General features: G+C 57.9%; 23 protein-coding genes. 11 read left to right on the top strand and 12 right to left on the bottom strand.

Going from position 1 to position 22,133, the window contains the following annotated elements; translation table 11 throughout:
• Positions 1-177: 177 nt before the first annotated feature.
• Positions 178-1,086, top strand: a complete 909-nt coding sequence (locus tag ACVWZF_RS07750; RefSeq protein ID WP_414416841.1) for a cyanophycinase — start codon at positions 178-180, stop codon at positions 1,084-1,086.
• A gap of 10 nt (positions 1,087-1,096) precedes the next feature.
• Positions 1,097-2,908 carry a 2-succinyl-5-enolpyruvyl-6-hydroxy-3-cyclohexene-1-carboxylic-acid synthase gene (gene menD / locus ACVWZF_RS07745; RefSeq protein WP_457411229.1) on the top strand — a complete coding sequence of 604 codons (1,812 nt, stop codon included), beginning with the start codon at positions 1,097-1,099 and terminating at the stop codon, positions 2,906-2,908.
• Here menD and miaA read toward each other — a convergent pair.
• Positions 2,832-3,845 carry a tRNA (adenosine(37)-N6)-dimethylallyltransferase MiaA gene (miaA, locus tag ACVWZF_RS07740; protein WP_457411227.1) on the bottom strand — a complete coding sequence of 338 codons (1,014 nt, stop codon included), beginning with the start codon at positions 3,843-3,845 and terminating at the stop codon, positions 2,832-2,834. The genes menD and miaA overlap by 77 nt on opposite strands.
• A gap of 124 nt (positions 3,846-3,969) precedes the next feature.
• On the opposite strand from miaA, the gene ACVWZF_RS07735 reads away from it, so the two are divergent.
• Entirely contained in the window at positions 3,970-4,824 is an 855-nt protein-coding gene (locus tag ACVWZF_RS07735; RefSeq protein WP_457411226.1) for a hypothetical protein, read from the top strand.
• Between the two features lie 149 nt (positions 4,825-4,973).
• Here ACVWZF_RS07735 and rpe read toward each other — a convergent pair whose 3' ends face one another.
• Positions 4,974-5,684, bottom strand: a complete 711-nt coding sequence (gene rpe, locus ACVWZF_RS07730) for a ribulose-phosphate 3-epimerase (RefSeq protein WP_011433633.1) — start codon at positions 5,682-5,684, stop codon at positions 4,974-4,976.
• A 408-nt stretch (positions 5,685-6,092) separates the two neighbouring features.
• The gene (locus ACVWZF_RS07725) at positions 6,093-6,404 is read right to left on the bottom strand and encodes a hypothetical protein (protein ID WP_457411225.1); all 312 of its coding nucleotides are present in this window, start codon (positions 6,402-6,404) and stop codon (positions 6,093-6,095) included.
• A 150-nt stretch (positions 6,405-6,554) separates the two neighbouring features.
• On the opposite strand from ACVWZF_RS07725, the gene ACVWZF_RS07720 reads away from it, so the two are divergent.
• Positions 6,555-6,956 carry a VOC family protein gene (locus tag ACVWZF_RS07720; protein WP_457411223.1) on the top strand — a complete coding sequence of 134 codons (402 nt, stop codon included), beginning with the start codon at positions 6,555-6,557 and terminating at the stop codon, positions 6,954-6,956.
• 56 nt (positions 6,957-7,012) lie between these two features.
• Positions 7,013-8,575: an NAD(P)H-hydrate dehydratase gene (locus ACVWZF_RS07715; protein ID WP_457411221.1), complete on the top strand. Its 1,563-nt coding sequence runs from the start codon at positions 7,013-7,015 to the stop codon at positions 8,573-8,575.
• Between the two features lie 37 nt (positions 8,576-8,612).
• Here ACVWZF_RS07715 and ACVWZF_RS07710 read toward each other — a convergent pair whose 3' ends face one another.
• The 9 genes from ACVWZF_RS07710 to ACVWZF_RS07670 all read right to left on the bottom strand — a co-directional run bounded on the left by ACVWZF_RS07710 (position 8,613) and on the right by ACVWZF_RS07670 (position 14,804).
• Positions 8,613-9,392 (bottom strand): hypothetical protein, encoded by a 780-nt coding sequence (locus ACVWZF_RS07710; RefSeq protein WP_011433638.1) that lies wholly within the window; start codon positions 9,390-9,392, stop codon positions 8,613-8,615.
• Positions 9,392-10,024 (bottom strand): hypothetical protein, encoded by a 633-nt coding sequence (locus ACVWZF_RS07705; protein ID WP_041436643.1) that lies wholly within the window; start codon positions 10,022-10,024, stop codon positions 9,392-9,394. Before ACVWZF_RS07705 ends, ACVWZF_RS07710 begins: the two co-directional genes overlap by 1 nt.
• Positions 10,025-10,042: 18 nt before the next feature.
• Positions 10,043-10,654 carry a hypothetical protein gene (locus tag ACVWZF_RS07700; RefSeq protein WP_041436645.1) on the bottom strand — a complete coding sequence of 204 codons (612 nt, stop codon included), beginning with the start codon at positions 10,652-10,654 and terminating at the stop codon, positions 10,043-10,045.
• A 316-nt stretch (positions 10,655-10,970) separates the two neighbouring features.
• Entirely contained in the window at positions 10,971-11,108 is a 138-nt protein-coding gene (locus ACVWZF_RS07695; RefSeq protein ID WP_011433640.1) for a DUF4351 domain-containing protein, read from the bottom strand.
• 85 nt (positions 11,109-11,193) lie between these two features.
• Positions 11,194-12,036: an undecaprenyl-diphosphate phosphatase gene (locus tag ACVWZF_RS07690; protein ID WP_457411220.1), complete on the bottom strand. Its 843-nt coding sequence runs from the start codon at positions 12,034-12,036 to the stop codon at positions 11,194-11,196.
• A 222-nt stretch (positions 12,037-12,258) separates the two neighbouring features.
• Positions 12,259-12,777 carry a DUF2808 domain-containing protein gene (locus tag ACVWZF_RS07685; RefSeq protein WP_238376751.1) on the bottom strand — a complete coding sequence of 173 codons (519 nt, stop codon included), beginning with the start codon at positions 12,775-12,777 and terminating at the stop codon, positions 12,259-12,261.
• Positions 12,778-13,127: 350 nt separating this feature from the next.
• Positions 13,128-13,313 carry a photosystem II reaction center protein PsbZ gene (gene psbZ, locus ACVWZF_RS07680; protein ID WP_011433643.1) on the bottom strand — a complete coding sequence of 62 codons (186 nt, stop codon included), beginning with the start codon at positions 13,311-13,313 and terminating at the stop codon, positions 13,128-13,130.
• Positions 13,314-13,455: 142 nt separating this feature from the next.
• Positions 13,456-14,148: a queuosine precursor transporter gene (locus tag ACVWZF_RS07675; protein ID WP_457411219.1), complete on the bottom strand. Its 693-nt coding sequence runs from the start codon at positions 14,146-14,148 to the stop codon at positions 13,456-13,458.
• On the bottom strand, positions 14,148-14,804 hold the full coding sequence (locus ACVWZF_RS07670; RefSeq protein ID WP_011433646.1) for a response regulator: 657 nt from the start codon (positions 14,802-14,804) through the stop codon (positions 14,148-14,150). Before ACVWZF_RS07670 ends, ACVWZF_RS07675 begins: the two co-directional genes overlap by 1 nt.
• Before the next feature lie 255 nt (positions 14,805-15,059).
• Between ACVWZF_RS07670 and ACVWZF_RS07665 the strand changes: the two genes are divergently transcribed.
• From ACVWZF_RS07665 to ACVWZF_RS07640, 6 genes are all read left to right on the top strand, one after another.
• Positions 15,060-16,178, top strand: coding sequence for a class I SAM-dependent methyltransferase (locus tag ACVWZF_RS07665; RefSeq protein WP_011433647.1), 1,119 nt, complete (start codon positions 15,060-15,062; stop codon positions 16,176-16,178).
• Between the two features lie 160 nt (positions 16,179-16,338).
• Positions 16,339-16,809, top strand: coding sequence for a hypothetical protein (locus ACVWZF_RS07660; protein WP_011433648.1), 471 nt, complete (start codon positions 16,339-16,341; stop codon positions 16,807-16,809).
• A gap of 73 nt (positions 16,810-16,882) precedes the next feature.
• Positions 16,883-17,227: an MgPME-cyclase complex family protein gene (locus tag ACVWZF_RS07655; protein WP_011433649.1), complete on the top strand. Its 345-nt coding sequence runs from the start codon at positions 16,883-16,885 to the stop codon at positions 17,225-17,227.
• 27 nt (positions 17,228-17,254) lie between these two features.
• Complete coding sequence (locus ACVWZF_RS07650) at positions 17,255-18,922, top strand: MFS transporter (protein WP_238376752.1); 1,668 nt, start codon at positions 17,255-17,257, stop codon at positions 18,920-18,922.
• 139 nt (positions 18,923-19,061) lie between these two features.
• On the top strand, positions 19,062-20,231 hold the full coding sequence (locus ACVWZF_RS07645) for a glycosyltransferase family 4 protein (protein ID WP_011433651.1): 1,170 nt from the start codon (positions 19,062-19,064) through the stop codon (positions 20,229-20,231).
• Positions 20,232-20,311: 80 nt separating this feature from the next.
• A complete protein-coding gene (locus ACVWZF_RS07640) occupies positions 20,312-22,009 on the top strand; it encodes a PP2C family protein-serine/threonine phosphatase (RefSeq protein WP_238376753.1) in 1,698 nt (565 codons plus the stop codon).
• Positions 22,010-22,133: the final 124 nt, after the last annotated feature.

Genomic DNA, 22,133 nt, shown 5'->3' with positions numbered 1-22,133 from the left:
CTGGGTGAACCGAAGGACGAGACGAGGGGTGTTCTTATGAACATTATTCCCCCTTTTGAGACCCCTAACCAACCCCTGACTCTTCCGTGAAATCTGGAATTGAGCTGCGCCAAACCGAATCCCAAGCCGTAGCATAGTGAAAGTGAAATGTGCTCATTTTAATCTTCCTCGCGCTCCATGCCCCATTTGCCTGATGTTTCTGCTGCCCACCGTGAGCTGGAGTGGAACGGAGTTCCTTCCACCCCGACAAACGACGCCCAACCCCTGAGCCGCTCTACCGTGAAGGATCCCATCACCGCCCGTTCCGACATCATCGCCGTCGGGGGAGCAGAGGATAAGGAAAATGAGCGCCACATCCTTTGGGAGTTCTTCCGCCGAGCGGGGGGAAAGTCTGCCCACATCACCATCGTGCCCGCGGCTTCTGGGATCCCGGCGGTGCTGGGGGAGATCTACGCCAACATTTTTCAGCAGATGGGGGCGGCCAGCCTCCAAGTTCTAGATATCCGCAGCCCGATGGAGGCAAGGGATCCCGATAACGTTGAGAAAATCCGCTTCTCCACCGGCATCTACTTTACGGGTGGGGATCAGGAGCGGCTGGCAGAGGTGCTGGCCCACAGCGAGCTGATGGAGGCCATTCGACAGCAGTGGCAGCGGGGGCAGACGGTAATTGCCGGAACCAGCGCCGGAGCTTCTGCGTTGGGGCAGCAGATGATCTCCCGCGGCTACAGCGGAGAACCGCCCACGCCGGCAATTGTAACGGTGAAGACAGGCCTGGGCCTTTTGCCTCGCGTCATCATCGATCAACATTTCCATCAGCGCAATCGCCTGGTGCGGCTGGTTACGGCGGTGGCCCACTATCCCCAATGTTTGGGTATCGGCATTGATGAGAATACGGCGGTGGTGATCCAGGCCAACGATGTGATGGAGGTGATCGGCTTGGGGACGGTGACGATTGTGGACGGGACGCAACTGTACTCGACCGTTCAGGAGGCGGCGGCGGATGAGTATTTTCGGCTGCACAATGCCCGCATTCACTTTTTGCCGCCGGGATCCCGATTCGATCTCAACACCTTGTCTCCACTCTGACTGCTGAAATGTGACTGCTGAAAACTTTGTCCTGCCAAGGCGGCTGGACTGGCGCAACCTCAACACCCTCTGGGGATCCCTATTGGCCGAAACCTTGAGTCGGCTGGGTTGCCGTTTAGCGGTGGTGTCTCCGGGATCCCGCTCAGCACCCCTGACCTACGCGCTGGCCCAGCACCCCGACATCGAGGCAATTCCCGTGCTGGATGAGCGGTCGGCAGCCTTTTTTGCTCTGGGGTTGGCCCAGCAAACCCGGCAGCCCATCCCCCTGGTGTGTACTTCTGGCAGTGCTGCCGCCCACTTTTTCCCGGCTCTCCTTGAGGCAGCCGAAAGTGGCTTTCCCCTGTTGATCCTGACGGCGGATCGGCCTCCAGAGCTGCGCCACTGTCGCGCCGGCCAAGCAATTGACCAAGTGAAGCTCTACGGCCATTACCCCAACTGGCAGGCGGAATTGGCCGTGCCCAGCGCGGCTCCAGAAGCCCTGGCCTACCTGCGCCAAACCCTAGTGCACGCCTGGGAGCGCACCCTTTACCCCTTCCCCGGCCCTGTGCATTTGAATGTGCCCTTCCGGGATCCCCTGGCTCCCATTGCTGACGGCAGCACTGCGCCTTTGATTCATTTGCAGGAAGATCCGGAGTTTGAGAAGACCTTTTTTCGTGGAGTTGTTCCGCCATGCACCGGCTCTTCCTTGCAGGCGGTGCGGAGCCCTCTGCAGACGGAGACAGCTTCTTTTTGGCAGGAGTGGCGCGGCTGTGAGCGGGGGGTGATCTTGGCGGGGCCGGCTCAACCGGCGGATCCCCAGCGTTATGTGGAGGCAGTGGCCCGTTTGGCGACGGCTTTGGGCTGGCCGGTGCTGGCGGAGGGGCTTTCTCCCCTGCGGAACTACGCTTCCCTCAACCCCTATCTCATCACCACCTACGACCTCATCCTGCAGCGGGATGATCCCCAGCTTTGGCCGCAGCAAGTCATCCAACTGGGATCCCTGCCCACCAGCAAAGCGCTGCGGCAAACCCTGGCCAAGGTTGCTCCCCGCGTTTGGCGGTTGGATCCCCGTCCCGACAATGGGGATCCCCTGCACAACCCCACCACCCACTTGCCTTTCGCCGTAGAGGAGTGGGTCGCCGGGATCCCAGAAGCACCGGCCAAGCAAACAACTTTTCTGCAGGGCTGGCTGACAGCCGAAGCGCAAATCCGGACCGCCTTAGACCAGGCTATGGCTGACCTGCCGGAGTGGTTTGAGGGTAGGATAGCCTGGTGGCTGGCCCGCCACCTGCCGCCAGAGACGCCGCTATTCATTGCCAACAGCACGCCGGTGCGGGATGTGGAGTGGTTTTGGCCCCCCAACGACCGCCGCATCCGGCCCTACTTCAACCGCGGCACCAACGGCATCGATGGCCTTCTCTCTACCGCCCTTGGGGTGGCCCACGGCTCTCACAAACGCCCAACGGTGCTGCTGACCGGGGATCTGGCCTTTCTCCACGACAGCAGTGGCCTACGGCTCGGCCAACAGGTGCGGGGATCCCTGACCATTCTCCTCATCAACAACCAGGGGGGTGGGATTTTTGAGCTGCTGCCCATCGCTGAGGTGGGCCCACCCTTCGAGCCCTATTTCGCCACGCCCCAGGCGGTGGATTTTGCCCTGCTCTGTCAGGCCCACCACATTCCCCATCGCCGAGTGGAAAGCTGGCAGGAGCTGGCCGAAGCTCTGGATCCCTTACCTGCCCAAGGGGTGCGGGTGTTGGAGATCCTTACGGATCGAAAAGCCGATGCTCAGCGGCGGCGGGACTGGTTTCAACAGTGGTCGGAGCTGCCATCCAAGCCTTGACCTGCTTCCAGATCTGCTCCGGCAAATCCTCAGCTTCGCAGTCCAGCCACTGGATCCCTGGCAGGGCCCGGAACCAGGTCATCTGCCGCTTGGCAAATTGGCGGGTGCGCCGCACAATCAGGGGCTGCAGCTCGGCTTCCGGGATCCGCCCCTCCAGGTAAGCGCCGATCTCCGCATAGCCCAAGGTCTGCAAGAGGGGTAAGTCTGGCCCGTAGCGCTCCCGCAGGGTTTTCACCTCCTCGATCCACCCCCGCTCCATCATCTCCGCCGTGCGCCGGGCAATGCGTTGTTCCAAACGGGGCATTGGGCAGCTCAGACCCAAGATCAAGATAGGGTAGTGGGGGGGATGGGCCTGCCGTAGGCTGGAAGCCGGCTTCCCGGTGGTGTAAACGATCTCCAAAGCCCGCAGCGTGCGCACTGCGTCATGGGGATGAATGTGCTGGGCGGCAACGGGATCCAACTGCTGCAGCCAGGCGTAGCGGATCTCAGGGGGCCAAGTTTCCAGTTGTCTTCTCAGTTGGGGCTGCGGGGGTACAGCAGGGATCCCTAGGCCAGCAGTCACCGATTGGATGTAGAGACCGGTGCCCCCCACCAAGATGGGAGTCTGTCCCTGCCGATGGGCCTCGGCGATGCGGGCTTGGGCCGCCTGCTGAAACTCAGCCACCGTGTAGGTGTGGCAGGGATCAACAATGTCGATCAACTCGTGGGGCCAAAGGGCCTGCTCGGCGGGGGTAGGCTTGGCTGTGCCGATGTCGAACTCGCGGTAGACCTGGCGAGAGTCCGCATTCAACAACGGGGATCCCAGCCGTTGGGCCAAAAGCAGTGCCTGTCGAGATTTCCCGGTGGCCGTGGGGCCGGCAATGACGATCAATCCCGGCCATTCTGTCCGGTCAGAAGCTGCTGCAGCGGGAATGCCATTCTCGAGGGTAATGCGCATTCGCTACCCAAACCATCGGCAGGGCAGACTGGCAAGCAACTTTCCTCAGAGACCAGATTAAGATTCTCGAAGAACCTTGTCTCTTTGGGTTAGGATCGGTTACTTACTACCCTGCTTTTTTGCTGTGCTGATCTCATCCTACATTCCTGCTTCGACGGTTTTGAGGGGCAATGGGCCACAGCCGCAGCCAGTGGCGCAGTTTTTACCTCTCCGGCTAGAGCTGTTCGCAAGGCGCGGCCTCAGCCAGATTGGACGGGCAATTGGAACAGGGTTGCTGATGGCTATGCTCATAGGTGTCCCTTGCTCGGCGCGGGGGGAGACCTTGGTGCTCAAGCAGGGAGAAGTGCGCACTCTGCCCCTGTTGCAAACCCGGGCTCGGCTGCCCTTGCAAATGGAAATGCTCTATCTGGGCATGGTCGAGGAGCGCTTCTTGAGCTACGCCCGCGCCAACAATTGGGAGACCCTTTCTAGCGACCGGGAGGATCCCCGCTGGAGCCGCTGGCAACTGCGTCCTGGGGGTGAAGCCCTTTACCTGCCCGATTCCCCTTCATCTCAGAACTCCTTGGAGCCCCCCATCTATGCCCGTGGGTTTTATGTGCAAGCCTATTTTGTCGGCGGGCGCCTGGCGGGAATGCACCTGATTCGCAACCCTGAAGAGCCGGGCTTCAACTTGAAGGCCCTGCAAAGGCTTATCCGCGCCTGGTTTCCCGATAATCGCCTGATGTTGTATTACCAAGTGTTGCCAGAGGATCCCGAGCAGCAGGTGCTGGGCGCCTATTTGGGCACCATTCCTCCTCCCTACCTTGCCGATATTCGGCGCAACCACGTGCCTTTTTGTCAGACTTTTTTCAGCCCCACTTTGCCCCAGCCGATCATCCCACCCTCCGTCGATGGGCCTCCCCATTGCTTGGGCACGACTGCTGCCAACAGCGGGACGGCGCCTCACGCTGCCCAGAAAGAGACTGCGGCTATGCGCTAGTTGCAACAGTGTTGCGTAGCAATAAGGTTGTGAGGCTAAAACCATTCCCCCTCTGTGGACGAAGAGCCGGGAGTGGGGGGCCAGATTAAGTCAGCGGCGCAAAGCGCCAGGGCCAAGCTGGATTTTAGAAGGGAGCAATTTCCTTCAAATCAAACTGTCACCAGCTCGGGACGGCGGCTGTTGCGAATGCTGCGAATGGCTTCGGCATAGTCTTTGGCTTTGAACACTGCCGAACCGGCCACAATGGCGTTGGCTCCTGCTTCAATCACCTGCCAAGCGTTGCTGGCTTTGATGCCGCCATCCACCTCGATCCAGGGATCCAGGCCCCGCTCATCGCACATGGCCCGCAACTGGCGAATTTTGGGCACCACTGCCGGAATGAAGCTTTGCCCGCCAAATCCGGGGTTGACACTCATGATCAACACCAGATCCACCAGATCCAGCACGTATTGGATCAGCTCCAAAGGGCTGGCCGGATTGAGCACCACGCCCGCTTGCTTGCCCAGATCCTTGATTTGGCTGAGGGTGCGGTGCAGGTGAATGGTGGAGCTGGACTCTGCGTGCACGGAAATAATGTCGGCCCCTGCCTTGGCAAAATCCGCCACATAGTTCTCCGGCTCCACGATCATCAGGTGGACGTCCAGGGGCTTAGCCGTCACCGGGCGCAGGGCTTCCACCACCAACGGGCCGATGGTGATATTGGGCACAAAGCGGCCATCCATCACATCCACATGGATCCAGTCGGCCCCCGCCTCATCCACTGCCCGCACTTCCTCCCCCAACCGGCTGAAATCGGCTGAAAGGATGGAAGGGGCGATCACAATCGGCTTTTGCCCAGAGGTCGCTGACGGCTGCACCATGGTGAGTCCTGGGGATTGAAAACAGAGAAACGGAGAAACCTGCTCCTCTATGGTACGGGGTTTGATCCCCTTTGCAAAGCGTCATATCCCCTGATACATTTACGCTGAACACTGCTGAACATCACTGTTCAACTATGCAGCGATAGCATTCTGTTTGTTTCCATTCGCGTTAGCGGGACGGAGTCCAAACAGAATGGCGGTATCCCGCAAAGCTTTGAGTAGAATACCCAAAGCGCAGTTTCCGTGTCGTCTTACTACCAATTTTCTGCTTTGCTTTGGCTACCATGTTGGCAGACTCGAAAGTAAACAGAAAGATCAACTGGTAGTAATCCGTACTGAACATATTATACATTATTTTCAGTATAGTTGAGCTTATTATTGACTAGAGTCATGCTCTCAGCTTGGCACTCAAGGCTCCAGGGGGGACGTGGACTCTGGCGACAGGATCCCGTTCGCGTTGGCGGAACGGAGTCCTTTCAAGCTCGCATCGCCGGGCCACAGACCCTGCAAGACTTGGGCAACACGACGCCAGGGATCCAGCCGTTCCGCTCGCGGAAGCAGGACGGAGTCCTGGCTGCTTTGAGGCTCTGGAGAAGACTGCTCAGAGGGGGCGGGATCCCTTTCCTCCAGCCTCAGGGAAAGCTGCTGCAACTGCATGTAGATGCTGTTCACGGCCAGCATGGCCAAGACCGTGCCAAAAAACTTGGTGCGGGATCCCATGGGCCAACCCCTGTGCGAAAACAAAGATACGGTTGTCGCGGGTGCGCTAGCTCCACCTTAGCTCACAGGTTTGGCTGGCTGTTGCGAGAAAATAAACCTGTTTGCACCAGATCCTGCAAAGCCCTCGGGTCAAGATCCGCCGCCAAGACGATGACTACTCCACGAAAGCCAACCTACCAGCACCTGCACACCGCCCTTTGGGTAAGCGATCTGGCCAGAGCCGAACATTTTTACGGGACAGTGCTTGGGATCCCCAAGGTGGAACGGTTTGCGTTTAACTTTCCCGGCGCTTGGTATCAAGTAGGTTCCTCCCAAATTCATTTAATCGTGGCCGAGGAGCTGATGGATCCACGGCAGCGAAGCGGAACGGGATCCTCAAAGTGGGGGCGTAATCCCCATGTGGCGCTGGGGGTAGATGACTTGGAAGCGGTGAAGGCTCGCCTGCGGCAGGAAGGGTATGAGGTGCAACCGAGCGCTTCCGGGCGGGCGGCTGTGTTTGTCCGGGATCCGGATGGGAATGTGATAGAGCTAAGCTCGATTAGCGCAACTTAGCCATGAGCCATCTCCCCTCAGCAATGCCGCCGGTTGCAACAGCGTTGCGTAGCGATATGGGTTCTCGTTGCCAGTTCGATCCGGCCATCAGCTTGGTTAGTTCCGCGCAGATGCAGCGCATTGAGGAGCAGATCTTCTCTGCCGGCATGCCCGTTGCCGCTCTGATGGAGAAGGTGGGGCTGGCCGTTGTTGCTCAGTTGCAGAAGGATTTTCCGCAAGCCCAGCGCATTGGCATCCTCTGTGGGACAGGGCACAACGGTGGCGATGGGTTGGTGGTCGGGCGGGAGCTATGGCTGGCCCAAAAGTCGGTGAAGGTGTGGCTGGGCAAGCCGGATCTCAAACCCCTGACGGCAGACCACGCCCGCTATCTCAAGGCGCTGGGGGCAGAGTTTGTGGAGAGTCTTGAAGAGCTGGCCGATTGCGATTTGTTAATTGATGCCCTGTTTGGGATCGGTCTGAACCGGCCTTTGGGGGAGCCTTGGGCGGGGGCGGTGGGGTGGGCCAATGGCAGTGGGATCCCCATCCTTAGCCTGGATTTGCCGTCTGGCCTCAACGACCAAACCGGGGAAGTCTGGGGCTGCTGCATTCGCGCCAGCCATACCTATACCCTTGGCCTTTGGAAACGGGGGCTGTGGCAGGAAGCAGCTCTGCCTTGGGTAGGACGGTTACATCGCGTTGATTTTGGGATCCCCCCTTGGGCCTGCCCAGAGGATGAGGTTCCCCGGTTGTTGCTGCGGCCTTGGCAGCACTTTCCTGCGGATCCCCCTTTGGATACCCACAAATACCGCCAGGGATCCCTGTTGTTGGTGGCAGGCTCGGCAGCCTATGCTGGAGCAGCGGTGTTGGCGGGGCTGGGATCCCGCGCCAGCGGGGTGGGCATGGTGACGATGGCGGCGCCGGCGGAGTTGAAAGGACTGATCCACAGCGCCTTGCCAGAGGTTTTGGTTCATGCCTGGGAAGGGATCCCTTCTCTGCCGCCGGTTGCCGAGAAACCCTTTCAGGCGGTGGCCGTGGGGCCGGGCTTGGGAGAAACCCGTTTGCCCCTGCTGGAGATCCTGCTGCGGGATTGGGCCGGGATCCCCTGGGTGATCGATGCGGATGGGCTGAATGCTCTGGCGGAGATGGGGGTAGAGCGCCTTCAGGAAAAAGGGATCCAGGCCATCCTCACCCCCCACCTGGGGGAATTTCGGCGGCTTTTTCCGGGGATCCCGCTTGGGGATCGCATCGAGGCAGCCCAAAGGGCGGCAGCCCAGAGTGGAGCAGTGGTGGTTTTGAAAGGGGCGCGGACGGTGATCGCCTCTCCCACTGGGGAATGCTGGGTGAACCCGGAAAGCACACCGGCTTTGGCCCGCGGTGGCAGCGGCGATGTCTTGACCGGTTTGATCGGGGGCCTAGTGGCGCGAAGAAGAGCTCAAGCCGGTCAACCTTTGGACGCTCCCGCCCTGCTCAGTTGCGCCTGTGCGGGGGTGTGGTGGCATGCTCAGGCGGCTGTCCATCTGGCGCAAGAACGCGGCCTAACGGGAGTGGATCCGGCACGGCTGGCGGAGCATTTGCCCCAGGCGCTGCAAGCTCTTCAACAGGAGGAAGTTGTTCATACCGTGTCGCAGGCGGGTGAATAAATACTCTAAGTCATAGCCCAAGCCTTCCTGCTTGCTCCTACCCTCCACTAGGGGTCACCCGGTAAAGGGCACAGGAATAGAATTCTGGCTGGTTACTCGAAAGCCTTGGACAGGCCACCAAACCAAAGCCCGCATCCTCCACCACTATCTTCTCCGGCTGCAAGCTAAAATCCTGCGGGATCCGGAAAATCGGACTCAGGGATCCCTGAGGGGACACCCGTGCCAACCCACTGCGCCAAGACCCTTCTGCATCTTCCAAAAGACGACTCTGCCCCAACAAAGCCACTAAGTTGGCTCCTTGTAGGTCAATATCCCGGATGGGTACAGAATCTCCACCATTTTGTTCTCGTATCACCCGCCCATCCACCACTACCGCTAGCCCCTGACTGGGATTGGCCTTGAGAATACTCGGATTCCCTTGGTTATTGGCCAGAAAATAATACTCCTGCCCGACGAGCTTGGTTGCGGAGTTATCCGAGATAAGCGAAAACCCAGGCGGGAAAAAAGCACTCAAATCCATCACCTGAGTGGTTTGCCCTGTGGCATCCACCTGCAGCAACTCCTGACCACAACAGGAACGCAGCCAATCCCGACTTTGCCGAGCCATAATCACCGGGAAGCTATACCGGGTGAAAACGACGCTATTGCCCACCTGAACGAGGTTGGATAGGTATTCTGCAGTTCCTCTTCCGAAGGCCCCAAATGGGAGATCATCCACAAACGTCGAGACTTGGCCCTGGGCATTCACTTTGTTCAAAACCCCCACATTCCGGGTTCCAACCCCTGCATCAAAGCTCCGAGTGCCTTTCAGCAGCATCACCCCATCTTCAAATGCACCGATTCTGCGGAACCACTCTGAATAGCCTGGCCATTCATTTTTTTCTGCATTGTTTGACCAAGAAGATTAATTAGAGTTTCTTGGACATTAAACCTTTGCAATAGTGGCCTTAGAATATCATTTGCATTTGGGGCTTTTAGAAGAACACGAGCATATTGCCACGCTTGAGGGTCTGACAGTTCTGGCAGTGCTTCCCGAATCTTGAGTGCAATGGATGCAACGATTTGAAAGGTTGGGTTGTCTGCTGCTTGAGTTACATTTCCAGACGCAGTTATTCCTCCCAAAGCCATGCTGTAAGCAAGCCGATAGTTTGCGATGTCTTGCTCGAACCCAATATTGTCTTTGAGTCGGATCAATACATTCTCTTCATTTCCTCCAATGGCAGCAATGATTCTATCACGATTATCCTCAGCGTCACGTATTTCAGTTGCCAGTCCGTTAATATAGTAAATTTTAGACTTGAGGACAAGTGCAGCGGTATTGAAGCTGAAATTGGGAGAAATAACTGAGTGAATATTTGGTCTGTTTGGTAATGAGCAAGACTTGAGAATCAGTACAGACAGGCAACAGCACAATAAAACAACAAGACGAACAGTATTTCGACCGAACATCCATTTATCCTCACTAATCTAGCGAATTGGGTCAGTACATGTCCATTCTTCTGCGCCAACGACTTGTCCAGAGAACTTGGCATCAACTGTTAAATCTGCAATGACTCTTTCTTGAGTGTTAAGCATTTGAAATTGCACTTCCCTTACTGCCTCAGCAACCTCATCAATGAGATCAAATTGATCAACTCCGCCGAATGCCAATCTTGCACATCGCTCTGCTCGGAAACCATCAAGCACTCTTGCACGCACCTGGTCTCGACTATCCCTGTCAACATTCACGATGCTTGCCTGTAAAGCTTTGGCGTATCGCAGCATGGCCTTCCGCTTCAGCTCATCATTGGGATACCGGCGGTAAATCCAGCGCTGCACATCATCACGCACGCCATCTCCATCGGCATCAATCCCCTCCAAAGTTTGCTTGCCCGCCTCCCCTGGATCCGGTGGCAAATTCGGAAACAATCTATCCAGTTCATCGACCGGGATCATATCTGGAGAGGGATCCTCACCCGGATTTTCTGGCACAAATCCAGTAGTGGGATCAGGATTGGGCTCTTCTTCTGCACTGGGGGTAGAACCTCCCCCGCCACTGCACCCACACAGCAACACCAACACAGAAGAGAGCATCAACATAAGCAGTATCCTGAGGCCGTTCATAATCGCCTTGGTTCTAGCAGTTCAAGTGGCACAAGTGACCCCCACAGGGATCCGGCAATCCTTCTATTGGAGCTACAAGCAACACAAAATTAGGGCAGGGATCCCTAGAAGGAACTCTCTCAGGAGGATCTACCGTTCATCACCCGACAAGAGCAAGACTGGATTTGCAGCCTGATGCTCAAGCAGAAACTAACATCTGCTTCAACAAAGTGCAAGTGCGCTGCAACACACGGGCTCAATCTTTAGATTCGTCAGCGTATGATACGGAGCCCTTTTTTGAAGGGGAGAACCTTTAATGGCTGAATCCATCAAGCCAGGTGGTGAGGTCAATCAACGACTGGAACTCCAGCAAGGCTAGACCCAGCTCTTCTAAGCGTTCCACTGGCAACGCGCGAATCTGACTTTCCACCTCCTCAGGCAGGGATCCCATTTTGCCAATCTTCTCAGTGGGAAAAGCAGCCAGAAAGGAGTGACCACCTCAGGGATCCCCGTGGATTGTAGTTGACTGAGCTTGATTAGGGTCTTAGGAACCCCAGCGCTAAACCCAAGATAATAAACAAGCCAAAGCCAATCCGATAAACAATGAACAGCCAGGTGCTGCTGCGCTGCAAAAACTGAATTAGCCAATCGATAGACAAGTAGGAAAAGACGAAGGCCGAAAGCGTCCCCAACCCCTGCGGCAGCAGGGCCTCTGCCTCGAACTCGGAGATAAACTCCACAACCCCCGCCAAAAATAATGCCGGGATCCCCAGCAAGAAGGAGTAGCGAGCGGCAGCCGAGCGCTGCAAATGGAGAAACAGCCCTGCCGTCAGCGTCGAGCCGGAGCGCGACACCCCAGGGATCAGGGACAAAGCTTGGGCCAGCCCTACCCAGATCCCATCCCAAATGCCTAAGCTGTGAAGGTCTCGCTGGCGTTTGCCCGTTTGCTCTGCCCAGCCCAACAACACAGCCAAGCCAATGGCTGCGGTGGCGATCACCCACAACTGGCGGGGCGGGGATCCCCAAATGGCCTTGATGGCCCAGCCGGCAACCACAATTGGCACTGTTCCCACCAGGATCCCGACCGACAGCCGCCAAGGCTCCTGCTGAAAATCTCGTTCTCGCCAAGCCTTCCAAGAGCCGAGGATCAACTGGCGCAGGTCAGAGGCAAAGTAGATCAGCACCGCCCCCAAACTGCCCAACTGGATCACCGCCGTAAACGAAGCTCCCGCATCCGGCCACCCCACCAAAGCCGGAAACACCCGCAGATGGGCCGTGCTGCTAATGGGCAGAAATTCGGTGATCCCTTGCACCATGCCCAAAATTAGAGCCTGCCACCAATTGGGATACCAGGTGTCAGCAAGCAACAAGGTAAACACTCCCCCACCCAAACTTGCCGGATTTGCACAATCCCCATTCTTAGAAAAACTCAGAACTCCGGCTTTTTCCAGCAGCCCATACCACGGCGAACAAACACTTGGAGAGGGATCCCACCCCAACTGGCCGGGAACTTGGGTGTCGCTGTCCCAGACCCGCAAAAGGGCTGTGCCTATAGGATCGCCGCAAAGATCGACAGTAGGTCAGATCATCGGGTCAATAGATCAGAAGCCAATCCGCTCTGGGTCTTCAATGGTAATCAGCCAGTTGCCCACATTCCGGAAGAGGGGGTTGGGTTCCGTACCCCGTACCCGCGCCTCCACCCGATAGATGCCGGCAGACGAGGGGTTGCGCACATTGGAGAGCACCAGACGGATCTCCTGACCGGCAGCAATGGGTTGACGGGCCACCACCTCTAGAGAGCGAAACTCCTCGTTCCAGTACACTTGATCCAGCTCTACAGGGCGGCCTTCTACCTCCAGGCGGACACTTTCCGGATCGATGCGGCCATCGAAATTCCTGTCCCCGTTGATCTGCACTTCTGCCACCGCCACATTCTGGGGGGGAATGGTCAGGCGATAGCGATCCAAACGACTGCGAACCCCGCCAAAATCGAGCCGATAGCTGAGGACAGGTACCCCTTCACTGCCGGTGATCACCAAACCCGACTGCGCCTCTGCAGAATGGGGCATCACCAGGGATCCCAGGCTCCCCATCACCAGAACCGCCAAGGCCAGCCTCATTCCTCGCCGAGCAAGGCCAAGTTCCTGCGAACATTTCCCTGCTCTCATCACTGCTCTCAACACCCAAACCTCCGCTGGTTGAAACACCTCAGCACCTTCAAAGCTCACTAGCGCGGCCTGTAGACAGCCTGACCGATGGCAAGCAAGGCCGACGCCTCGCCGTCCATTGTAGAGGATGGGATCCCCTCTACCGAGAGAGCTTAAGGCTTATCGAGGTGCGGAAGTGCGTAGTTCGTCCAGGATCCCAGACAAAAACTTTGGGCCGCCACACCCACGGTGCAGCTCCCACGCAACGCTGATTGCGACCACAAGGTGACCTTCGGTGGATTGGCCCTCGCCCTTCTACGGCTTCACTTGAGGAAACTCAGCACCCCCACCCCGATCACCATCAGCACCCAGAGCAGGGATCCCACCAAAATCACATTCTTGGCCCGGCTCCAGTCGCTGGCTGAGCTGTAGAGCACTGGCACCGCCACCACCAAGAGCAAGCTGTAAAGCACCAACACCAACAAAGCAATTTGGAAAACGAGCATCATCTTGCGGATCCCTCACAAAAGTCTTGTCTTGGATAAAAGCTCCCGGCAACACCGGACGGCAGCAGGATAGAAAGGATAACGCTTTGACTATACCAAAATGGGATCCCTCTCAAAGCCAAATCCGTTGGGGCAGTTGATGGACTCACCTGGATACAGGCTGGATGCGGAAGGGGTTAAAGTCGGTTGCCACATCGAAGTAGTCTTCTTGTTCTTGCTGCTTTAGCCAGCCGGTAATGGCATAGGTCAGGGGCGTAAACGCCACCTCAACGGCACACTTGAATACATAGTTGGAGAGTATTAAGCTGTCCAGGCCAGGGAACACCCCCCAAAAAGCCAAAGTGACAAACAGACCCGTGTCCACCGCTTGGCCCACCAAGGTAGAGCCGATGGTGCGTGTCCACAGCCACCGTCCCCGCGTCCACACCTTCATGCGGGCCAGTACGTAGGCGTTGGCAAAGCTGCCTCCCCAATAGGCGATTAAGCTGGCCAGGACAATGCGGGGCGTCAGGCCCAGAATCTGGTCGTAGGCTTCTTGATAGGGCCAGTCGGGGGCCGCAGGCAGGGATCCCACGATCATGAACGTTACCGACATGAGGGCCGCCGAGAGAAATCCCAGCCAGATCACCCGTCGCGAGCGGGCATAGCCATAGACCTCCGTGAGGATGTCGCCAAAGATATAGCTGAGGGGGAAGAGAATGGTGCCCCCGTCAAAGGTAAAGGGCCCCAGAAGAACGATCTTGGTCGAGGCGATGTTGGAAATCAGCAGCACGGCCACAAATAGAGCCGTCACCGCATCTAGGTGTCGATAAGCTCGCTCAAAAACCCTCTCAGACATCAGGATCCTCCTAGAAGTTTACGGATCTGTCGCAGCTCCTTGACGATCAAGGCCAAACCCTGGGCATGTCGCTCCACTTCGCCGGCGAGCTTGCTGATCTGGGCCTCCAGATTGCTGCTGCGGGATTCCTGACGCGCCAGGCGTTGGTTGATCCCAGAAAGCCGCGCCACCACCTCCCGCTGGATCAAGTTTTCCGTACCTTGAATCAGCAGCGTCTCGATGGCGGTGAGCCGGTTCAGAATCAGTTGGGTGTTGGTTTCGGATCCCGGCTCCGGTGCAGCGGCAGGGGCAACCTGGAGGACCTTTTGGATAAGAGCCAAAAGGGCATCTGCCTCAAACGGTTTCTCGATGAAATCAAAATCGACAAAGGGCTCAGGAATGCGGGCAGTCACCTGTTCCTTCAGCCCCGACATCATGATGATAGGAGTATTTTTCAGACTGTCTTCGCGGCGGATGGCCTGCAAGGTGTCATAGCCATCCATCTTGGGCATGACAAAATCCAGCAGGATCAGGTCGGGGTGATGTTTTTTGGCCGCTTCCAGCCCTGTCAACCCGTCTTTGGCCTCCACCACTTGGAACTGATCGGCCAAGATGCTGGCCACCATCTTGCGAATCATGATGCTATCGTCAATGACCAACACCGTCTTGGTTGTCATGCTGAGGCGCTCCCTCTTCCCATTATCAAATCGACCTGATCAGCCCCTTCCTCCAGCTCATAGGGCAATCGGGGACATCCTTTTGAGGACACCACTAGAGTACTCCCCTGCTTGGCCAGATGGGGTGTGCTCAGGGATCCAATTCCGCCAGGTTTTCCCCGCGCCCAGCGGCTGCCGGCCCGGCGTGGCCGCCTTGCTATAATTAAGTGTAAACAAACGTTAAGCCTTCATTCTTCATTCGCACCTTGCAGGGTTATGAGCCTACAACTAAGTCCTGAGCTGTCGCTGCCGATCCCATCTCCAGTCGGAGAAGCTGCCTACCGCGCTTTTCAGTGGGGCAAAAACATCTTCGGCTTTGCCCACAAAGCGCTCTCCACCCAAGCTTCAGATCTGATGCTCTCCGTGCTCAGGGATCTGCAAAGCTTCTCCTCCGGGAGGACCCCGCCGCCGCGGGCCAAGGTGCGGGTGAGCGCTGACACGCTACAGGTGTTGCGGGCCCGTTACGAACAACTCCTGCAAGCGGACTGGCAAGATGCTGAGGCAGGGTACTACCCGCACGCGCTCCTGTTCGACAACCCCTGGCTGGACTTTGCCCGCTATTACCCACAGGTGTGGTTGGATTTGCCGCAAATTACTCGGCGGGTTCACAGCAAGCGTTACCAAGAGTTTTCTCAAGACATCTCCACCGAGGGCTATCCGAAATACTACCTGCAAAATTTTCATTACCAAACCAACGGCTACCTGAGCGACAGCTCGGCTGAGCTTTATGACCTGCAGGTGGAGCTGCTGTTTGGGGGCACAGCGGACGCGATGCGCCGTCGGGTGATTCGCCTGCTCAAAGATGCCTTGGATCCCACCTTGGTCAGCCCCCACATCCTCGATGTAGCTTGTGGCACGGGGCGGATGCTGCGCCTACTGCGGGGATCCCTGCCCAAAGCAGCTTTGTATGGCCTGGATCTTTCTCCTGCCTATCTGCGCAAGGCCAACCGACTGTTGCAGGAGCTGCCGGGGGAGCTGCCCCAGCTTATCCGCGCCAACGCCGAGGCCATGCCCTATGCCGATGCCACCTTTGACGCCGTCATCAGCGTTTTTCTCTTTCATGAGCTGCCTGGCCCGGCCAGACAAAATGTCATCAACGAGATGAGTCGGGTGGTGAAGCCAGGGGGCGTGGTGGTCATCTGCGACTCGGTGCAACTGCTGGATTCGCCAGAGCTGAAGGAGACGATGGAAGCCTTTATGCAAACCTTCCACGAACCCTACTACCGCGACTACATCCACGACGATCTGGGGGTGCGCCTGCAACAGGCAGGCTGTGCGGTGCTGCGCCGGGAGACTCACTATGTCAGCGCCTACACCCTAGCCCGTAAGGGTTGAGCGCCCTTTCCACAAGTTAAGAGGAAGAGTAAATCGGCGGTCACTCGTCCAGAGGGTGTATAGTAGTTTTAGACACGAAACCTTGGATGAGAAGACGGGCCACTGACTGGATAACCTTCAGGTGCAAGTCCGTCCGAACTCTTTTCTTGTACTTAGGCTCATGTCCCACCCCCATGGATCCCTCCGCGCCGGTATCACTGCTCTCAAGCAGGAGCGCTACCTGGAGGCGATCAACCTTCTCGAGTCCTTCTGCTACTGCTGTTCCATCCAAGAAAGACAAGAGAGTTTGTCCCGCCGCCTGAGCGAGCGCAATGGCTCGAGGGCAGATCCGGAAGAATGCGTTTTGGCTCGTGTAGCTCTGATCATGGCATATCAGGGCAGTGGTGACTTGGAGCGCTCAACTGCCCTTTGCCAAGAGCTGTTGGAGGAGAAGGAAACTCCTGAGTCCGCTCCCTGGGCTCGGGAATGGGCAGCTCAGGCTCTACCTACCCTCAAGCAGGCTTCAGAACACTCCATGCCCCCTGAGGAAGTCATGGCGCGGCTACCCGTTCTCCGGCAGTTGGAAGACTGTCAGCCGCTGTGTAGCTCCCGCGATCCGGCTCCGCATCTGCTCAAATCTGCCTCTCTCTGAGGGAGAGGATCTGCAAGGAGCGGTGGACGCCCGGCTCTAGCCTTTATTCTCAACACAGTTCCACAGCAATCTTATGTCTGCTGCCGAACCGACTACCTATCATTTTGTCGTTGCCAGCCTGTCTTTCTTACGTTCTGAGCCTCTGGAAGAGGTGCTGGAGGAGCGTCGTCGATACTGCGAGGAGCACCATCACCCTGTCGATTTCTTCTGGGTGCCGCAGCCGGCCTTCATGGAGGCTCCAGAGTTAAAGCCCCTGCGGGACAAGTTGAAGGAGCCCCTGGGGGCAGTGGTATCCACCAACGCGGATTTTATTCGTTGGCTGAGCCTGCGCCTGACTTTTGTGGAAAAGGGCAGCTTTGTGGCTCCCAGCGAGTCGATCCCGGATCCCTTGCGCTCCTTGTCTGCCGCAGGAAGCTAGGCCTGCCGATTCCCAAGATTTGGGTTGGTGGATTGGAAGGCGGGCCAAGATAAGATCGGGGCACCCCATTTCCACTTTTGTTTGCTGACGGGATCCCATTCTGTTGTGGGGCCGACGTCGGGGAAATGGGCAGGTCACCTGGGGAGCATGATGACTTTGGAGCAACGATGGGGCTGGCCGGAGGGAGGGGCAGGGATCTGCCACCCCAATTCCCCTCTCCAGAATCCCCCACCTGCGTCAACGCCAACTTGGGGGCTGAAGTCAGAAGCTCTCTTGCCTGAGCCGACAGCAAGCCCCGCCCTCAGCTCGCCGGAGTGTTCTCCTGGGGATCCCCTGCCGGAGCCACCTCCTGAGGATCCCGAAAAGGGGCAAAAAGCAGAGAAGGAAGATCAAGGTCTGTCTGAGCCGGGCCTGAGAAACTTTCTTGCCGTGCTGCGCCGACGCAATTTCCTGCTGCTGTGGATGGGGCAGGTGTGTTCGCAGTTGGCGGACAAGGTGTTATTGGTGCTGCTGATCGGCTTGGTTGCCCGCGAATTTCAACCTGAAGGGGCTTCCATCAGCGGTTGGGTCTCGGCCATCATGCTGGCTTTTACGCTGCCGGCGATGCTATTGGGCAGCCTGGCAGGGGTATTTGTGGATCGCTGGCTGAAAAAAGGGGTGTTGGTGCTCTCCAACCTGGGGCGTGGGATCCTAGTGCTGCTGTTGCCGCCGCTGCTCTGGCTCACTGCCGGGCGCGACCTTTGGCCGGGGATCCCCTTGGGGTTTGCGGGGCTGTTGCTGGTGAGCTTTGCCGTCTCGGTTCTAACCCAGTTTTTTGCTCCTGCCGAGCAGGCGACTTTGCCCCTGATCCTGCCGAAAGGAGAGTTGCTGGCGGCCAACTCCCTGTACACCACCACGATGATGGCTTCGCTGATCGTCGGGTTTGCCGTGGGGGAGCCGCTGTTAACCCTGGCGGATCGTTGGATACGCCATTGGTTGCCGGGCTGGGAAGTGGGGCCGGAGCTGTTGGTGGGAGGAGCCTACCTCTTGGCGGGATCCCTGCTATTGCTGCTGCAACCCCACGAGAAGCTGGAGCCCCGGCGTTGGGAAGTCCCTCACCTCTGGGAAGATCTCCGCTTGGGCCTGCAATATGTCAGCCAGATGCCCCTGATCCGAGCTGCCTTGGTGCAGGTGGTGGTGCTTTACTCGCTGTTTGCGGCGCTGGCAGTTTTGGCGGTGCGCATGGCTGAAGTGATGGCAGAGCTGAAGCCGGATCAGTTCGGGGTGTTGTTGGCCGCTGCTGGCCTGGGCATGGGGATCGGCGCCTTTTGGGTGGGCCATACGGGCCGACGGGTGAGCCGCCGCGCCTGGGTTGGCCTGGGATCCCTGCTGCTCTGTGGGGCTCTGGCAGCCCTATCCTGGACGACCCACTGGTTGCTGCCCAGCTTGGGCTGGATTGCCCTGTTGGGCTGTGGGGGGGCTTTGGTGGCGGTGCCGATGCAAACCTTGATCCAAGAGGAAACGCCTGACCATCTGCGAGGCAAGATCTTTGGGCTCCAGAACAACGCCGCCAACATTGCCCTCAGTTTGCCGCTGGTGTTCACGGGATTGGCGGAAGCCCGCCTTGGCCTTCCCTGGATGTTTGTGGCCCTGTCTGTTCTGGCGGGGCTGGCGGGGCTGTACACCTGGAGCCTATTGGGCAGAGAGGTCTCGTAAATCCTGCCGCAGCGCGAGGTTGGATATCCTCTTCCGAGGGGACGGGCCAAGGCAGGAGCTAACTCTGCTACTCTTGTAGAGGCTTGAGCATCGAGACTCCCTTTGCAGCTCAGCGTTTTAGCTCCGCGGGGATCCGCCCATGCACATCGCCTGGATAGGCAAAAAAACACCTTTCTGTGGCAACGTCACCTATAGCCGCGAGGTGACCAACGGCCTTTTGGATCGAGGGCATCAAGTGAGCTTTTTTCACTTCACCAACGAGGGCCAACCGCCCGCTCTGGATCCCGGTGGTGAAGGCTGGAGGGCGGAGCTGGATCGTCGAGACGTTTCCCTCCCCTGTCTGTACAAATCGCAGATTTACACGATCCCGGCCCCCAACGCCAAGCGGTTGCTCACCCAGGCTCTCAAGGAATTGCAGCCGGATCTGGTGCATGCCTCCTTGACCATTTCTCCCATCGACTTTGTGTTGCCGGAGATCTGCGCTGAGCTCAACCAGCCGCTGGTGGCTACTTTCCACCCTGCCTTCGACCGACGGCGGCGCAACATCGCCTCTCGCACCCAATACTTGGCCTACCAGCTCTACGCACCGTGTTTGGCCAACTATCACCGCACCATCGTCTTCTCGGAAACGCAGCGGGAGATCTTGGTCAAGCTGGGGGTGCGCCCCCAACAGGTGGTGGTCATTCCCAATGGGGTCGATGTGGACAAGTATGCGCCTGGGCCCTCCACCCTCAAACAGCGGTTGGGACTGGAGCGGATCTTCGTCTATCAGGGGCGGGTTTCGCCGGAGAAAAACCTGGAGGCCCTGCTCAAGGCTTGGAAACACGCCCAAATGGGGGAGAAGTGTGGTCTGCTGATCGTGGGGGATGGGCCGCTGCTCAACACCCTCAAGCCCTTCTACACCCTTCAACATGGGATCCACTGGCTGGGCTATATTGCCGACGAGCAGCAACGCATCGAGATCTTGCGAGGAGCCGATGTGTTTATTTTGCCCTCTTTAATCGAGGGGCTCTCTTTGTCCCTGTTGGAGGCGATGGCCTGTGGGCTGGCAGCAGTGGCCACCGATGTGGGTGCTGATGGAGAGGTTTTGGCCGATGGAGCCGGGATCCCGCTGGATCCGACACGGGTGACAGCAGAGCTGCAAACGCTGCTGCCTTTGCTGCGGGATCAACGGGAGTTTACCCAACTGCTGGGGATGAAGGCCCGCCAGCGGGTGCTGGAGCGCTATACCCTCAGCCACAACCTCAGCCAGGTGGAACAGCTCTACCGAGAGCTGTGCCAGGGATCCCGTCAGCATCGCTGGGTGTGAGGGATGAGTGTGATGAAGCTTGTGATATTTTTGCTAAGCTGTTTCGTTACGTTTCCAAGGGATTAACGCCAGTCTTCCCGATGGATGATCACAGCCCCCAAAAGGCCGTTTTAGGGCAGCCCCCTGCCGGGCTGTCAGATTCTTTGTGGTCAGAGTCCTTGCTGGCCCAGGATTCGGGCAAAAATCCCCTCCCCCCCAATGCTCCGTCGCTGTCGCCCACGGACAATTCGGGGGACTTGCGCTCAGCTCAGACCGGCCAGGATGAGGATCCCACCTCTTCAGGTGCCGTTGCGTCCGATGATAGAGAGCTGCCGGAGGTCAAGCCGGCCATTGTGCCTGCCCCTGCAATGCCGGATCGGGTGGCAGAACTGGAGAGAGAACACCATCGGATGCAGTATCTGCTGGCGTGGCTGGCTTTTGCTCTGCGCTCTTTTAACAACTTGAACCAGATCCTGGAGCTGACGGCTTTTGTGGCCAGCCAACTGACCGATGCCGAAGGCGGAGCCCTGGTTTTGTTCAATCCCAACGGCACCATCCAGTTGGATCAACTGCATTGTTCCGATCTCAATCACCGCGAGCAGATTCGGGCTGAGATGGAGCAAATTACCCAGACCCTCTCGGCTCAAGAGCCCATCCTCAAAACGGAGGGATCCCTGTCTGTTAAGATCCCTGCCCTGGAACACCTCTTGGACGAACGGTTCCGCCAGAGCTTGGGGCCGGATGTACGCCTTTTCGGCACGCCGCTGCTGATTCGCAACTCTGTCCAGGGTCGCTTGTACGTCTTCAGCCGTCAGCCTGGCTACCACTGGGATGAACGTCGCCAACAACTGTTGCGCTTGGTCGCCGATCAGGCAGGGGTGGCCATCGAAAATGACCGCTTGACGGCAGCCTTGCGCCGCAAGATGGCCCTGGAAAAAGAAATGGAGATTGGCTCTTACATCCAGACCCAACTGCTACCTCGGGAGTGCCCTCAAGTCAAGGGGATTCGCTTGGCAGCCCGTTGCCGGGTGGCCAGCAAAGTGGGGGGCGACTACTATGACTTCATCAAGATTCCCGGCGAACGCCTGGAAACATCCGACTCATCTGAAGAAACGGCAGGCTTTCGCTTGGCCATCGTCATTGGGGATGTGATGGGCAAAGGGGTGCCCGCCGGCCTGTTGATGACCATGACCCGCGCCATGGTGCGGGCGGAGGCCCTCAACCGCCATTCGCCGGCCCGTGTTCTGCAACATCTGAACCGGGCCATGTACAGTGACCTGGAAAACTCCAATCGCTTCATCAGCCTGTTTTATTCGGAGTACGATCCCCGCTCCCATCGCCTCTGCTTCAGCAACGCGGCCCACAACCCCACCCTGTGGTGGCAGGCCCGCACCCGAGAAATTCAACCCCTGGACACAGAGGGGGCGCTGATCGGCTTGGAAGAAAACAGCCACTACTCGGAAAGCTGCGTGCAACTGCAACCCGGGGATGTGGTGGTGTACTACACCGATGGCTACACGGAGACAGCCAACACCCGCGGCGAGCGCTTGGAAACCTCTGGGCTGATGGACGCCATCCAGTACGCTGCCCGTCGCTACGACTCCCCCGAAGACATTTTGGAGAGCTTGTTTGAGCAGATGGATGCCTTCCGAGGCCGCCGGGGATCCCACCCTCTTCCCCTATGGCTGCCCGAGGATCCAGAGCTCCTGTTGCAGGACGAGATTTCCCTGCGGCCTGAGCCCGTGGACGACACAACGCTGGTGGTGTTGAAGGTGTTGCCCGACTCCGAGCCAGCCTAGGTCGTGTTGATCTTATGTTAGGATAGAGGGAATAATTTATAGAGGAAAGAGGATGAAGTTGGTTTTTTTAGATGAAAACAAATGGCAGAAGATATTGGCTTTTTTACAGACAGAAGAGAGAGTT

The organism is Thermostichus sp. OS-CIW-30, from assembly GCF_054060215.1.
The sequence above is the reverse complement of the archived record's forward strand: the minus strand, read 5'-3'. Positions and strand labels throughout refer to the sequence as shown.